This window comes from Sorangium sp. So ce1014 (genome assembly GCF_051521505.1).
Classification (GTDB): Bacteria; Myxococcota_A; Polyangia; order Polyangiales; family Polyangiaceae; genus Sorangium.
Map to the genome: position 1 here is coordinate 6,011,747 of NZ_CP150356.1, position 14,974 is coordinate 6,026,720.

At 71.9% G+C, this 14,974-nt stretch carries 8 protein-coding genes; 3 read left to right on the forward strand and 5 right to left on the reverse strand.

Annotated elements, in window-relative coordinates; translation table 11 throughout:
- Positions 1 to 253: 253 nt before the first annotated feature.
- Both WME75_RS22615 and WME75_RS22620 read left to right on the forward strand, forming a co-directional pair.
- The gene (locus WME75_RS22615; protein WP_437494419.1) at positions 254 to 3,442 is read left to right on the forward strand and encodes a TonB-dependent receptor; all 3,189 of its coding nucleotides are present in this window, start codon (positions 254 to 256) and stop codon (positions 3,440 to 3,442) included.
- 30 nt (positions 3,443 to 3,472) lie between these two features.
- On the forward strand, positions 3,473 to 4,462 hold the full coding sequence (locus WME75_RS22620; protein ID WP_437494421.1) for a hypothetical protein: 990 nt from the start codon (positions 3,473 to 3,475) through the stop codon (positions 4,460 to 4,462).
- A 91-nt stretch (positions 4,463 to 4,553) separates the two neighbouring features.
- On the opposite strand, the gene WME75_RS22625 is transcribed toward WME75_RS22620, so the two are convergent.
- From WME75_RS22625 to WME75_RS22635, 3 genes are all read right to left on the reverse strand, one after another.
- Positions 4,554 to 5,855 (reverse strand): hypothetical protein, encoded by a 1,302-nt coding sequence (locus WME75_RS22625; protein WP_437494423.1) that lies wholly within the window; start codon positions 5,853 to 5,855, stop codon positions 4,554 to 4,556.
- Between the two features lie 66 nt (positions 5,856 to 5,921).
- Entirely contained in the window at positions 5,922 to 6,587 is a 666-nt protein-coding gene (locus tag WME75_RS22630; RefSeq protein ID WP_437494425.1) for a class I SAM-dependent methyltransferase, read from the reverse strand.
- A 10-nt stretch (positions 6,588 to 6,597) separates the two neighbouring features.
- Entirely contained in the window at positions 6,598 to 7,575 is a 978-nt protein-coding gene (locus WME75_RS22635; RefSeq protein ID WP_437494427.1) for an NAD-dependent epimerase/dehydratase family protein, read from the reverse strand.
- 87 nt (positions 7,576 to 7,662) lie between these two features.
- On the opposite strand from WME75_RS22635, the gene WME75_RS22640 reads away from it, so the two are divergent.
- Positions 7,663 to 8,589: a lysophospholipid acyltransferase family protein gene (locus WME75_RS22640; protein WP_437494429.1), complete on the forward strand. Its 927-nt coding sequence runs from the start codon at positions 7,663 to 7,665 to the stop codon at positions 8,587 to 8,589.
- A 108-nt stretch (positions 8,590 to 8,697) separates the two neighbouring features.
- Here the strand turns inward: WME75_RS22640 and WME75_RS22645 are convergent, their stop codons facing one another.
- Complete coding sequence (locus tag WME75_RS22645; protein WP_437494431.1) at positions 8,698 to 9,672, reverse strand: S66 peptidase family protein; 975 nt, start codon at positions 9,670 to 9,672, stop codon at positions 8,698 to 8,700.
- Positions 9,673 to 9,716: 44 nt separating this feature from the next.
- Positions 9,717 to 14,882, reverse strand: a complete 5,166-nt coding sequence (locus WME75_RS22650; protein WP_437494433.1) for a hypothetical protein — start codon at positions 14,880 to 14,882, stop codon at positions 9,717 to 9,719.
- Positions 14,883 to 14,974 lie beyond the last annotated feature (92 nt).

The window sequence follows — 14,974 nt, forward strand, 5'->3', positions numbered from 1 at the left end:
ACTCCTAGAACTCGAGCTGTTCGATCTGGAGACGCCGTGTGGAAGCGTGCGGCGCCTACCCGGAGTGTACAAGCGAGCAAGTACTACAAAAAAGTCTATTGTCTCGCGCGATTCCTGTCTAGGGTGAGGAGAGACTCGAGGGGCCTACACTTCTGGAGGGAATTCCGTGAAGTTTCTCGAAAAGAGGATGAAACACGGAGCGCGCTCACAACGTGCACCGTTGGGGATGTGGGCGGCATGGGTGCTGCTCGCCATGACTTTGTTGACCGCGGTCCCGGCGCTCGCGCAGACGGGCAACAGCGTTCTGATCGGACGGGTAATCGACGCCTCGAGCAAAGCGCCCGTCGCCGATGTGGTCGTGACGGCGACCTCACCCGCGCTGCAAGGGGAGCAGCTCGTGGTCACGGACGGCACAGGCCAGTACCGTATCCCGAACCTGCCTCCAGGTGACTACACACTCCGCCTGGAGAAGGAGTCGTACAAGCCGTACGTGCGCGGCGGAATCGCGGTCCGCACCGGGACGACCCTCCGCGTCAATGTCGAGCTGCTCCCGGAGGCGCTGAAGGCGGAGGAGATCGTCGTCGTCGGCCGCGCGCCGACGGTCGACGTGGGCTCGAGCACGGTGGGCCAGAACATCACGGAGGACTTCACGCGGCGCATCGCCGTGGCGCCCCCGTCGGGGAAGGGCGCCGCGTCGCGCTCGTTCGAGGCGATCGCCGCGACAACGCCCGGCGCGCAGTCGGACGAGTACGGGACGTCCATCGCCGGCACGTCGTCGCCCGAGAACCAGTACGTGATCGACGGCCTCTCGGTGAACGACCCGGCGTACGGGATCATCGGCACGCCGCTCACGATGGAGTTCATCAAGGAGGTCAACGTGATCGCCGGCGGGTACATGCCCGAGTTCGGCCGCGCGACCGGAGGCGTCCTCGACGTCGTCACGAAGAGCGGCGGCAACGTGTTCCAGGGCTCTGTCTTCTTCAACATCACGCCCGGCGCCACCGAGGGAGCGTTCAAGGAGGTCCGCCGCCAGGGCGCCACCGTCCAGACGGACACGCGCCTGTCGTCCATCCGCGACTATGGCTTCGAGGTCGGCGGCCCCATCCTGAAGGACAAGCTCTGGTTCTTCGCGGGCGCCGCTGTCGCGTTCAAGAGCCACGAGCTGGAGCGCAACCTGTTCGCCACCCGCTACGATCGCGACACCTTCGAGGTGGTGACGGATCCCGAGACGGGGCTCAACGCCCTCGACCGGCTGCCGGACACGCAGCGCTTCTACCGCGCCGAGGAGCAGACGCTGCAGTACCTCGGCAAGCTGACCTACCAGGTCAACCCGGATCACAGCATCGCGCTCTCGGTCTACGGATCGCCGTCCTCCTCCGGCGGCAACGGCAACTTCGGGTACGACCCGCAGCGGGGCGTCGTCGAGGTGGCCAACATCGCCGGCGCCTACAGCGCGATGGCGCACGAGTACGTGGCGTCATCCAACGACGTCGCGCTGAAGTGGGCCTCGGCGTTCAACAACAAGACCCTGCTGCTCGACGCGATGCTCGGCTGGCACAACCAGCGCAGCGCGCGGCTGCCCTCGGACGGCTCGGAGCTCGGGACGAACGAGGGCCTGGCGGGCAGGCCCTTCGTGGGCTTTGCGAAGTACGACCCCTACCGGCACTCGATCGGCGAATTCGAGCGGCTCTCGCCCGAGGCCCGGCAGATGTGCAGGTGGCTGAGCCGGCGGACCGGCGAGGAAGGAAGCGAGACCTCCGAGACCCTGGATCCGTGCGCGCTGAACACGTACAGGAACGGCGGCCCCGACTTCCTCGACGACGCCTCGCTCAACCGCTTCCAGCTCAAGGCGATGGTGACGAGCATCTTCGAGGCGCTCGGTCACCACGTCGTCAAGGCCGGCATCGACGGCGAGATCACGACGTACAAGCACATCAAGGCGTACGCGGGCGGCACCAGCTACCAGGAAGAGGGAGACTGGGACGCCTTCCACGACGAGCGACAGCTCGGCTTCCTGACCGGTCCGGATGGCCTGGCGACCGGCCCCAGCGCCAGGGACTACGTGATCCAGGACAAGATCACGGTGACGTCGCTCGGGGCGACGATCGGCGCGTTCGTGCAGGACAGCTGGAGCATCCTCGACCAGGTGACGTTGAACGTCGGAATGCGCTACGACGCGCAGTACCTGTACGCCAGCGACGGCAAGCTCGGGCTGGCGCTCGCGAACCAGTGGTCGCCGCGCGTGGGCGTCGTCTACGACATCACGCAGCAGGGCCGGTCGAAGGTGTTCGCGAACTACGCGCGGTACTACGAGAGCGTCCCCCTCGACATGATGGATCGCGCGTTCGGCGACGAGCGGAACATCCGCTCCTACCACGTCAAGGGCGACGATGGCTGTAACCCCGAGGATCCCGTGGACGGGAAGGGCTATGGCGAAGGGCAGTGCCGGAGCGACGCGAACCGGCCCGAGATCATGGGGAGCCACGATCCGAACCGGTCGTGGTACACGCTCGGCGGCGGCAAGTCCCCGGTGGATCCGGACCTCGCGCCGCAGTCGTCCGACGAGCTCGTGGTCGGCGGCGAGTACGAGATCATCCCGAACGGGCGGGTCGGCGCGACGTACACGAAGCGCTGGATGAACAACGTCATCGAGGACATGAGCCGGGACGAGGCGAACACCTACTTCATCGGCAACCCCGGGAAGGGGATCGCGAAGGACTTCCCCGAGGCGAGGCGCGACTACGACGCGCTGACCCTCTATTTCCAGAAGGCCTTCGCCGACCTGTGGCTCGCCCAGGCGAGCTACACGCTGTCCTACCTGCGCGGCAACTATCCGGGCCTCTTCAAGCCCGAGACGGACCAGCTCGATCCGAACATCAACACGGAGTTCGATCTGGCCTCGCTCCTCGTCAACCGCGATGGGGCCCTGCCCGGCGACAACGCGCACGAGATCAAGATCTACGGCGCGAAGACGTTCGAGCTCCCGAAGAACATGCTCGTCGACCTCGGCCTCACGTACCGGTCCCGCTCGGGCGCCCCCATCGACTACTGGGGTTCGCACTACCTGTACAGCTATGACGAGACGTTCATCCTGCCCCGCGGCTCCAGCGAGCGGCTGCCCTGGCAGCACAACTTCGATGGCCACCTCGGCTATTCGGTCCGGCTCTCGAAGGACAGCCAGCTCACCGTCAGCATGGATGTCTTCAACATCTTCAACTTCCAGGGGATCGTCGCGGTGGACCAGCGCTACACGACGGCGAACGTGAACCCGTGCGTCGATGGAACGCCCGAGGATCTGGAGTCGAGGCCCGGAAAATCGACGTGCGTGACCACCATGGACGGCCAGCCGCTCGCGGAGAACGCCAAGAACCCGAACTTCGGCAAGCCGACACAGTACCAGACGCCCCGGCAGTTCCGGTTCGGCGCGCGGGTCACGTTCTAGGCGCGACGCGTACGTGAAAGGAAGCAAGCGATGAAGAGGCGATGGCTTGTTGGGATAGCGGGGCTCGCGGCGCTCTCACCGCTCGCGGCGATGTCGCCGGGCTGCTCGCAGCCCAGGCCCGAATGCACGGTCGGCACGGCCAGCTATTACCCGTACGCGACCACGTTCACCCTGATCGACGGGGATGCAGAGAGCTCCTGCGGTCGGAAGGATGGGACTGTCGAGCGCGTGGGGATGCAGGTCTACAACCCGGACGCGAATGGCGACCAGGTCCCCGACCGGGAGACGAAGCTCGTCGCGATCCAGACCGAGGAGTTCGGCGGCTGGTACCGCGGCGGCGCCACGATCGACCCGAACCCGGACCTGAACGCGTTCGCGATCGGGCCCTTCGCGGCGGTCGAGCCGGATGACAACAACATCTGCACGGCGCCGTCGCTCTCTGCCGCCGAGGTGGTGGTGCTGCCCACCGGCGAGGGCGGCGCCGGCGGCGAAGGCGGTGCCGGCGGCGAGGGCGGTGCTGGCGAAGGCGGTGCTGGCGGCGAGGGCGGCGCCGGCGAAGGCGGTGCTGGCGGCGAGGGCGGCGCCGGCGGCGAAGGCGGTGCTGGCGGCGAGGGCGGCGAGGGCGGCGCCGGCGAAGCTGGTGCTGGCGGCGAGGGCGGCGCCGGTGAAGCTGGTGCTGGCGGCGAGGGCGGCGCCGGCGAGCCGCCGCTGGAGCCGGGATCGCGCAAGCTCGAGTGGAGCAATCTGCGCGTGTACGTGACGTCCGCCAACCTCGGGAATCAGTTCGAGGCGGAAGTCACGTATTCGGAAGAGAGCTGCACGGCGCGGTACAAGGTCGTCGGGCTCTGGCCGCTGGTCCCCTGTGGGAATAAAGGGGAACCCGATGACACGATCTGCCGGGACCCGCTCTCAGGCATCTCGCCGGACCTCAAGGTGAAGTGCGCGGCGGTGGACCCCACTCAGGAAGAGACCGAGCACTTCTGCGTGCTCGACTCGCCCTCGATCCCCGCCTTCAAGTAGGCAGCCCCGCGGGCGCGACGCTCACCGTCGCGCCCGCGCTGCTCCGGCCCCCCCTCCCCTCACCTCCCCGGCGTCGTCCCTGAGCGCAGGCTCACGGCGTCGGCTTGCCCGCTATCCTCTCCAGGGCCGCGCAGCCGGCACCGCTCGCGATCTCGAGCGCGGCCGTGAGCGCGCACAGGCGCGTCGCCCGCCCGAGCGCGGCCGGATCGCCCGACACGATGGCCCGCTTGGCCTCGTACACGGTGCGGAACGACAGCGTCGTCTGCGCGCGAGGGGGCAGCTCCGCGCGGCGCGCCGCGAGCACCTCGCCGAGCTTCGGGCCGGGATCGGCCGCCGGCACCCACGTCCAGACCGACGCGATCAGGGCGTCCGCGAACGCCGCGCGCAGCTCGTCGCCGCCGCGCGCGCCGTCGCACGGGAGCGCAGGACCGGTCGGCCCGACGTCGGTGGCGAGGAGCCTCCGCTGCGCGATCCGCCGGAGCAGATCGTTGTTCACCCCGGCGAGCTTGCCGTCCTCCTCCGAGAACGCACCCGCCTTGAACCGCACGGCGAGCGCGGCGCACCTCTCGTCGCGCTCCGCGCGCGCCTTCTCCTCGGCGCGCGCCTTCTCCTCGGCGCGCACCCGCTCCTCGCGCTCGCGCGCCTCCCGGGCCTCGACCGCGGCGCACTGCTCCATCCGCGCGGCCACGCGCCGCTGCTGCTCGCTGGCCGCCCGGCCGAGATCGCCCGGCGCGATCCCGCGGACGGCGCACACCTCGGGGCGCGCGAGGAGCGCGTCGACGCGCGCGCGGGCGGTCTGAACCCGCACGATCACCGACAGCGCCGCCACGATGACGAGGGCCGAGACCGCGATCGACGCGAGCTTGCGGATCTGCCGGCGGCGGTACGCCTTGGCGAGCGCGCCACCGCCGCTCTCGTCGAGCAGCTTGCGGCAGCGGCCGATCATCGCCTTCCAGACCGCGATGTCGTCGGCGAGCGCCTGGAGCGGCTCGGCGAAAGGGCGATCGCGCCGGACCTTGTTCGCCAGCCGCTCCAGGCACAGGCCCACGTCCGGCGCCTGGCCGTAGTCGGTCACCTCGGCGACCCCCTCGAGCAGCCCGCCGATGCGCCCCGCGTAGACGTCCCACGCGACAACGGCCTCGGTCTGGCTGTCGCCGAGCCGCTCGATCGCCTCGCGCACCTCGTCCATGGGGAGGAGGCGCTCGACGTCCTCCTTGCGGACGCCGGCGAGCTTCGCCGCCTGCTCGACGCCGCGCTGGAAGCCGCCGAGGAGCCCCTCGGGGGCGAGCGTAACGAGCCCCTCCGGCACCCTGCTGGCCTGAATGGACGCGCCGGCGTGGTGCAACGGCCCCATCGCGCAGGTCAGGAAGGCGCCCCCGAGCTTCACTTCCATTGCACCGTCGCCCTCTTTACCCCGGACGGCGCGGCGCGGAAAGGCTCGCCGCGTGTCCTCGACGCATCACCGGCCGCTGCGCGGGGCCTCGAGATCCCAGAGGGCGTAGAGCACGTCGACGTCGTACTCGGTGTGTCGCCAGCCCGGGTGGAGGCGGTAGCTGCGCGGGAGCAGGCCCGAGCGCAGGATCGCGTCTGTCTGCTCGGCGAACGTGTAAAGATACATGCTCACGCCGGACAGCTCGGCGTCGGAGAGCGGGCGCGCGGCGCGCTCGTGCATCCGGACGTGCGGCCTGCGCTCGACGATGCTCACCAGCATCCGGCCGCCGGGCCGCATCGCGCCGGCGAGGTTCGTGAGGGCGAGCGCGAGATCGTCGCAGAACTCCAGCGTCCCGAGCGCGAGCGCGACGTCGAACCGCCCCCACGAGCGGGGGATCGGGAGGTGGTAGTCGTGCCGGTGGTACGCGCCGAGGGGCCGCTTCTTGCGGGCGATCTCGAGCATGCCCTCGGCGATGTCGAAGCCGACGACGTCGACGGACGGCGGGAGATCGCGCGTGAGGTGGCCCGGACCGCAGCCCGCGTCGAGCACGCGGCCCCCCTCGGGGACGGCATCGCGCAGGAACGCGCGCACGGGCTTCTCGTAGTGCTGGATGTCCTTCCAGGTGGAGACGTAGTCGGGCGCGAAGTCCTCGTAATAGCCGACGAGCCGCTCGATCCGGGTCGATCGCTTCATGACGCGCCCTTCAGGTGATGTCGTCGACCGCCTGGACGGTCTCCTGGATGTCGTGCTGGTGCGTGTGGCCGAGGAGCTCGCGCGCCCGCCGGTCGTCGACCATGCACACGTAGCGGATGTGATCGAGCTCGGGGGCCGGGAACGAGGTCGCCCGGAACCGCCAGAGCCGCGGGATGATCGTCTGCATGAGGAAGTGGGGAATCGCCGCGTGCGCCCGCCCTGTCATGTCGATGACGCGCGAGAGCGGCAGCGGCGCCGGGCCCGCGAGGTTGAAGATCCCGCGCACGCCGGGGCGGAGCGCCGCGGCGATCGCGGAGACCACGTCGTCCTGGTGGATGACCTGCACCATCGGATCGAAGCCGAGGAGCGTCGGGATGACGTTGAGCCGGAGGTAATTCGACGGCGCGTTGCGCACGGAGCCGAGGATGTGGACCGGCCGGAGGATGACCGTCTCGGTCTGCGGGTGCTTCCAGAAGAACGACTGCGCCAGCATGTCGACCTCGATGAGGTCGCGGATCTCGCTGAACGAGGCGCCGCCGAGCAGCGGCGCGTCCTCGGTGATGAACTGCGGGTTGTCGGGGCGCGGCCCGTAGGCGTTCGCGCTGGACAGCACGATGAGCTTGGGCACGTCGTACTGCGCGACGAACTCGAGCAGCCGCTGGAAACCGGCGAGGTTCCAGCTGTGGTGCTCCATCTGGCTGGCCCGCGGGTCGTGCATGACCCCGAGGTGGACCACCGCGGCGAGCTGCTCCTGGCGAAAGATGTCCTGGGTCTTCTTGCGGCGGATATCGATCTGGTGATGCTCGATGTCCTTGGGGCGCCCGTCGAAGCTGCGCCGATCGACGCCGATCACGCGCCGCTCGCGGTGGAGGCGCCGCGCGAGCCGCCGTCCGAGACGACCGCAGATGCCGGTGATGAGGATGGGCCGGAGGGACGGATCCGTGTCTGCACCGGGGCGGCGGCCTCGACCGAGGATTCGTTCGCTCATCGGAGCGACGGTCGCTTCGAGGCGGCCGATGGTCAAGCCCTTCCTGCCGGTGCAGTCTCACGCGAGGTTTGCTATCGTCCCGCGCCCATGGCCAGCAGAACGACGCTCGCCAGGCTGAGCCACTTCGTCACCCACAGCGCGCTGCCGCTCGCGCGGGTCGGGGTCGACAGCCTGCGCGGCACGATCGACGACGCGACCATCCGGTTGCTCGGTCAGGATTTCGAGGATCGGCTGCGCCGGGTCGCGCTGCCGCACGCCGCCGACGGGGTGGACCCGTTCGGGCTCGACCGCGCGTGGGCGAAGTACGCGGTCGGGGTCGCGGCCTTCTTTCATCGCTTCTATTTCCGGACCGAGGTGTTCGGCATCGACCGCGTCCCGAGCGGACGGGTCCTCCTGATCGCCAACCACTCGGGCCAGCTCCCGTTCGACGGCCTGCTGATCGCGGCCTCGCTGTTCCTCGACGCCGAGCCGCCGCGCGTGATGCGGAGCATGGTCGAGAAGTGGACGCAGACCCTGCCGTTCGTGGCGACGTTCTTCTCGCGCGTGGGCCAGGTGGTCGGCGTGCCCGAGAACGCGCGGCGGCTGCTCGACATGGGCGCCGCGATCCTTGTGTTCCCGGAGGGGACGCGCGGGATCTCGAAGGGGTTCTCCAGCCGCTATCAGCTGCTCGACTTCGGGCTCGGGTTCATGCGGCTCGCGCTCGAGACCGACACGCCGATCGTGCCCATCGCGGTCGTCGGGGGCGAGGAACAGTACATCTCGCTCGGCAACCTCGAGTCGGTCTCGAAGGCGCTCGGGATGCCGACGTTCCCGATCATCCCTCAGGTGCTGATCCCCGGCGGCCAGATGCCGCTGCCGACCCGATACAGGATCTACTTCGGCGAGCCCATGACGTTCCAGGGCGATCCCGACGACGACGACGCGGTGATCCAGGAGAAGGTCGCCCTCGTGAAGGGCCGGATCCAGTCGATGCTGAACCGCGGGCTGAAGGAGCGGAAGAACATCTTCTGGTGATCGCGTGATCGCGTGATCGCGTGATCGCGTGATCGCGTGATCGCGTGATCGCGTGATCGCGTGATCGCGTGATCGCGTGATCGCGTGATCGCGTGATCCTGCGGGCGCTCAGGCGCCCGCCAGCGTGACCACGGCCTCGAGGCCGAGCGAGAGGACGCGCGCGCGACCCCCGAGGATGGCGGGCTCGTTGCGGAGGCCGTGGCCGATCGGCAGCCCGGCGACGACGGGGACCCCGAGCGGCAGCAGCCTGTCGCGGAGGACCTCGTCCACCGTGACGCCGTCCGGGCCTGGGTTGCACTGCTCGAAGTCGCCCAGGATCACCGCCGCGGCCGGCGCGAGGTGGCCGCCGACCTCCAGCGTCGCGAGCATGCGATCGATGCGGTAGGGCCGCTCGGTGACGTCCTCGATCACAAGGACGCACCCCTCCGGCACGCGGAGGCGGCCGGCCGCGGCGCAGGCGTGGAGCAGGGCCAGGTTGCCGCCGAAGAGCGGGCCCTCGGCGGCGCCGGCGCGCAGCGTGGTCAGGCCGTCGAAGCGGCGCTCGCCCAGCGGATCTTCGAGGGCGCGGATCAGCGCGGCGCGGGCGCGGGCGTCGCCGCGGCCGAGCGCTGTGACGTGGGCGCCGTGGAGCGAGGCGACGCCGGCGCGCGTGGCCTCGACGTGGAGGGCCGTGACGTCGGAGAAGCCGACGATCCAGCGAGGGCGCTCGGCGAGGACGCTCCAGTCGAGCCGGTGGACGAACCGGTTCGCGCCGTAACCGCCGCGGGCCGCGAAGATGGCGCGCACGTCGGGGTGCGACAGCGCGCGGACGAGCTCGTCCCTCCTCCGCGCGTCGCTGCCGGCCAGGTAACCGGTCCGCGCGAACATCCCGTGGCTGGAGGGCGCCGAGAGCGACGGCTCCCCGCCCCCGCGGCTGTCGCCGGCGAGCGGAGGACCTCCGCCGGTATCGAAGAGCACGCGGTAGCGCTGGGCGAGCCAGCCGAGGCCGACCCGCGCGAGGACGTGCTCGAACGGGCTGGAGGGGGCGATCACGGCGACGGTGTCGCCCGGCCGGAGCGCCGGGGGGAGGATCAGAGGGGGCATGTTTCCTCTGTGCCTCTGTGGCTCAAGATCTCTCCGTCGCGCGGCTAAGGAGCGCCGGAGTCGTCGTCGAGGAACTCCACATCTTCCGCGTCCTCGTCGACATCGACCTCGTCGGAGGCAGGCAGGGGCGGCGCGATGGAGGGGGGACGCGAGGGCGCCGCGAACGACGGCGGCGGCGGCGCGACGGGCTGCGGGGGGGCAGCGGGCGCGACGGGCTCCGCCCCGTAGGCCTCTCCGCCGTCGTCGAGGCCGCCGTACGCCGGCGGCGCCGCGTAGCCGTCGAGGTCCGGCCGCGGCGCAGGGACGGCTTGCTCGTCGGCGGTCGGCGCGGCGTGGCCGGCGCTCTCCGGAGGAAGCTCCTGCTCCTCGGGCGGCGCCGCGTGGGCGTCGGCGGCGCCGCTGCTCGCGTCGCCCTCGGCCGTCGCGATCAACGCGTCGCCGTACGCCTCGGCCTGCGGCTCCGGCGCGATCTGCGGCGCCTCCGGGCTGACCACCCCGGGGGCGTCCACCAGCAGCGCCTCGGCAGCGGCGTGCACCCCGCCGCCCGCGTAGCCGTTGCTCATGGCCGCCGCCGCGGCGCCAATCGCCACGCCGGGAGCCTCGAGGGTCGGCAACCGGGGCGCGAGCGGCGGCTCGGTCAGCGAGAGGCCCGGCGGCCGGGTCGGCAGCGAGGGCGGCGGCGGGGTGCGCTTGAGCTTGCCGGTCTTCGCCCGCTCGAGGCCCGCCGTCGCCTCCGGATCGCCCGCCTTCATGCGGAGGACGCGGCGCCAGGCGTCCGCCGCCTCCCGCGCCTCGCCGAGCTCCTCCTCCCAGAGGCGCGCCACCTTCCGCGCGAGCTCCGCCCGCTGCGCCGGATCGCGACCGCGGAGGACCTGGTCCTCGTACAGCAGGATCATGCCGCGGTGGTCGCCGAGCTCCTGCAGCAGACTGGACAGCTCGTTCATCACGTCCTGATCCGAGGGCGACAGGTCGTGGAGCTTCTTCAGATCCGCCGCGGCGCCCTGCCGGTCGCCGAGCACGTCGCGCCGCAGCCTGGCCCGCCGCTGGAGGAGCTTGCGCACGAGCGGGCCGTCGAACACCTCGTCCAGCGCGCGGTTCAGCGTCGCGCCGATGCGGGGCAGGTCGCCCACCTCGCGGCCGAGCGCCTCGAGGGCGTCGAGCGACGCGTCGTCGACCTGCGTGAGCACGGCGTCGCCGAGCCAGCTGAAGGCGCGGTCGACGTCCCCGAGGTCCTGGTAGGCGATCGTGGCCGCCCGGCGCAGCAGCGCCACCCGGGTGCGGCCGCCGTCGCGCGAGCCCTGGCCGCCGGCCGCGAGCGCCTCGGCGAGGATCGTCCGCAGCACGGTCGACTGGGACCGCTCGTCGTCGTCCCGCGCCACCCGCTCGAGGGTGGTGATCGTCTCCTCCTGGACGCCGCCGCCGAGGGCCTGCTCGAAGAAGCTCCTCGCCCGATCGATGGCGCCGCGCTCGCAGGCGATCTGGGCGGCGCGGACGAGCGCCGCGAGGCGATCGGCCGGGGTGCGGCAACGGCCCACCTGACGCTCGAAGAGATCGATGATGAGGCTCGGGGCCTCGGCCAGCGCCGCGAGCCGCTGGAGCAGCGGCTCGACCTCGGCGGTCGGCACGCTCGACAGCGCGCCCTCGCCGTGGTGGATGGACTCCAGCGGGTCGGCGCCCATGGAGACCCGGACCTCGGCCTGCCGTATGAGCTCCACCGCGCGGGCCATGCCCGAGAGATCCCTGGCGAGGAGCTCGTGCGCGACGGCGAGGGCCTCGCGATCCTGGAGCTCCACCGCGATCGCCTCGAGCTTCTCCGCGAGGCCGGCGTCGGCGGTGCGCGAGCGGGCGAGCTCCATCGCCACGCGCGCGGCGTCGCGGTGGCGGTCGACCTCCACGAACCTGTCGAAGGCCCCGCGCAGGGCGACCTCGCGCCCCGCGCGCGCGGCCGACTCGTTCCAGGCGACCAGCTTTGTCGCGACGACGCCCTTCCACCCGAGGCGGTCGCCGAGCGCGACGTAGGCATCCCGGCACCGCTCATCGCCCTGGTCCGCGAGCCGCTCGAGGAGGGACAGCGCCTCGTCGCTCCTGCCGAGCGCCAGCTCCAGGATCTCGGCGAGGCGGCGGGTCATGTTCGACGCCTCGTCCTCGTCGCCCTCCACCTCGATCAACACCGCCTGGAGGCGCGCGACCGTCGGCCAGTCGTTCAGCCGCTCGGCGAGCCGCTGGAGCCGCGCGATCGCGTCGAGGTCGTCCGGCTCGGCGGCGTGGACGATCTCGAGCGCCCTGACGGCGCCGTGCGGATCGTCGAGCGGCCCCTCGTACAGCGCCGCGAGCCGCTGCGCGATGTCGAGCTGCTCGGGGCCGTCCACGAGCGCGAGCTCGCGCTCGAGCGCGCCCGCGGTGCCCCGCAGGTTGCCGCGCCGCTCCTCCAGATCGGCGATCCCCCGGAGCGCGATCCGGTTCTGCGGATCGAGATCGGTGACGACGCTCTCGTAGCGCGCGATCGCCGCCTCGAGGTCGCCGGATCCGTCCGCGAGCATGCGCGCCTCGCGCAGGACGAGCGAGATCTTGCCGGGCTCGCTGTCCGTGAGCGCGCTGAGCCTGTGGAGGAGCTCCACGCCGTGCTGGTGATCGCCGCGCTCGCCGGCGTCCTCGGCGAGCCGCGCGAGCGCCTCGGCGTCCTCGCCGTCGGTGAGCAGCAGCGAGAGCGTCGCGCGCTCCCCGTCGCGGTCGCCGAGCTCGCGCTGCGCCACCGCCGCCGCCCGCCGCGCCGCGACGCGCGCCGCCCGGTCGCCGAGCAGCTCGGCCCGGTGAAGGAGGAACCGCACGAGCTCGGGCAGGCGGTTCGTGCGCCGGTAGAGGTCCTCGATCCCGGGGGCGCAGTCGTCGCTCGCCGGATCGATCTCGATCGCGCGCTCGACCCGGTCGAGCGCGCCCTCGACGTCGCCGGCGCTGAGGAGCAGCTCGGCGGCCTGGACGAACAGCGCCGGGCGCGCCTTGCGGTCCGCGAGCAGCGCGCGCTCGCAGAGCGCCCGCGCCGCCTCGACGAGCCGGCCGGCCGCGACGTAGGCCTTCTCCGAGAGCTCCCACAGCTTCGGCTGGCGCAGCAGCTCGGCCACCTGGCTGTACGCGTCGCCCGCGGCGCCGGGCTCGTCGAGCCGCATCCGGAGCTCGCCGAGCTTCTGGAGGAGCGGCGCGCGGGTGAGCTTGTCCTGGAACCGGGAGGTCGCGTCGGCGAGGACCCGCGCGGCGAGGTCGAACCGCTCGCCCCGCTCGAAGAGCTTGACCGCGGACTGGATCGCCGCGCTGTCCTCGGGCGAGAGGGCCGCGACGCGCACCCACGCCTCGGCGGCCGCGATCGGATCGCGGCGCTTCTGCTCGTGGAGCGAGGCGAGCTGCTTCTCGATCTCGATCCTCTGCGCGACGTCCGAGGTCGCCACGGCCTCCTGCTCGAGCAGCGCGGCGAGATCGTCCCAGCGGGAGCTCCGCTCGAGCAGCCGCCGCAGCTCGGCCTGGGCCTGCGCGTCGCCGGGATCGAGCTCGGAGAGCAGCTTCCAGGCCTGGACCGCCGTGTCGACGTCGCGCAGCTGCGCCTCGCACAGCCCCGCCACGTCGCGCAGCTGCGCCATCCGGCGCTCGACGGGGGCCGTGGGGACGCGCGCCGCCGCGAGCAGGACATCGCGCAGCTCGGCGAACATCCGCTTCTGGCGGAGGTGCTCGTCGACCTGCGCGAGGGCGTCCGGGTTGGCCGGATCGGCCTTGAGCACCTCGCGCAGTCTGGCGAGCGGCAGCGGCTTGCGGGGCTCGGTCACCTCGTCTGCCGCGGGCGACGCCTCCAGCGGGGGCGAGGCGCCGGGGGCCCCAGGAGCCGGCGCGGAGCCGGGTGCGGCCTGCACCGGGCCGGAGCTCGGCCCGGCGGCGCTCGGGAGCGACGCCGGCGCGTCCGAGGCCGCGAGCCCCGGCACGGGAGCGAACGAGGAGGCCGGCGCGAACGCGGCCACCGCCGGCTGGGCAAGCTCCACCGCGTTCGCGGCGGCTGCCGGGGGCGACGGGATGCCGGAGGGGGGCACCGACGGCGCATGCGCAGGGGCGACGCCCGCGGCAGGCGGCGCCGAGGACGTCCGCGCCAGAGCGGGGATCGCGCCCACCGGCGGCGGCACCGACGGCAGCCGCGGAGGGGGCGGCGGCACGGACGCCCTCTTGCGCGCCTCGACCGCCATGAACCCGTTCGGGTTCACCTGGAGGTAGGCGAGGTAGCGCGGGCGGAGCTCGGCGGTGCGGCCCAGCTGCTTCGCGTAGTGATCGGCGAGCTGCATCGCACGGTCGTGGCCCGGCAGCGCGCGCAGCGCGTACACCGAGTACGAGTAGCCGTACTCCCCGTCGTACGTCTCCGCGAGCGCGACGAAGAGCTCCGTGGCCTCGTCGCGCTCCGGCTGCGGCACCGGCTCGCCGGCCTCGACGCGGTCGACGACGGCGACGCCGAGCGCCTGGATCAGCCCCACGTCGTGCGGCACGAACGCGCGCGCGCTCCGCAGGGCCACCGTGGAGCCGGCGAGGTCGCCGGCGCGGCGCCGGATGTCGGCCTCGTCGCGCAGCAGGGCGAGCCGCCGGTCCGGATCGTCGACGAGCGCCTGCTCCATCGCGAAGTAGGGGATCGCCTCGGCGTACTGCTGCTGGGCCTTCAGCAGCTCGCGCGCGGCGTAGATGGCGTAGACGTTGTGCGGATCGAGCTCCGCCAGGCGGCGCCAGTTCTCCAGGGCGCGCTCCGGTCGCGACAGCGGCGGCTCGCCCCACAGGCGGCCGAGCTCCTCGTGGAGCGTCGAGAGCTGCGCGCGCACCTCGGGTCGCTCGAAGAGCAGCGGCGTGAGCGCCTTGACGAGCCGCTCCAGGAGCGCGACGAGCGCCTTCTGATCGCCCTTGTCGCGGTAGAGCTGCGCCAGCCGCTCGGCCGCCGTCCGCTGCGTCGGGTCCTTGTCGATGGCGATCATGAGCGTCCGCGCGGCGTGGTGCGCGTCGCCGATCGTGGTCGACCACACGTTCGCCGCCTCGCTCAGCCAGTGCGCCGCGTACGACGGATCCGCCGTGGAGCTGCCGACGCGCTCGAGCAGCATCGCGTACGAGCGTGGGTCCTGCTCCCCGGCTCGGTGCGCATAGGCCAGGGCTTCCCCGTCATGCGGATTCGTGACGAGGCGCTGGATGAGCGTTTCCATCTCCCGGGGATCCATCGGTGCGCGGCGAAGTTACACGTTAGCCTCCGCCTCGTACAGCGACTCTCGGCCCAATTCGCCAACGGCCGCCGCTG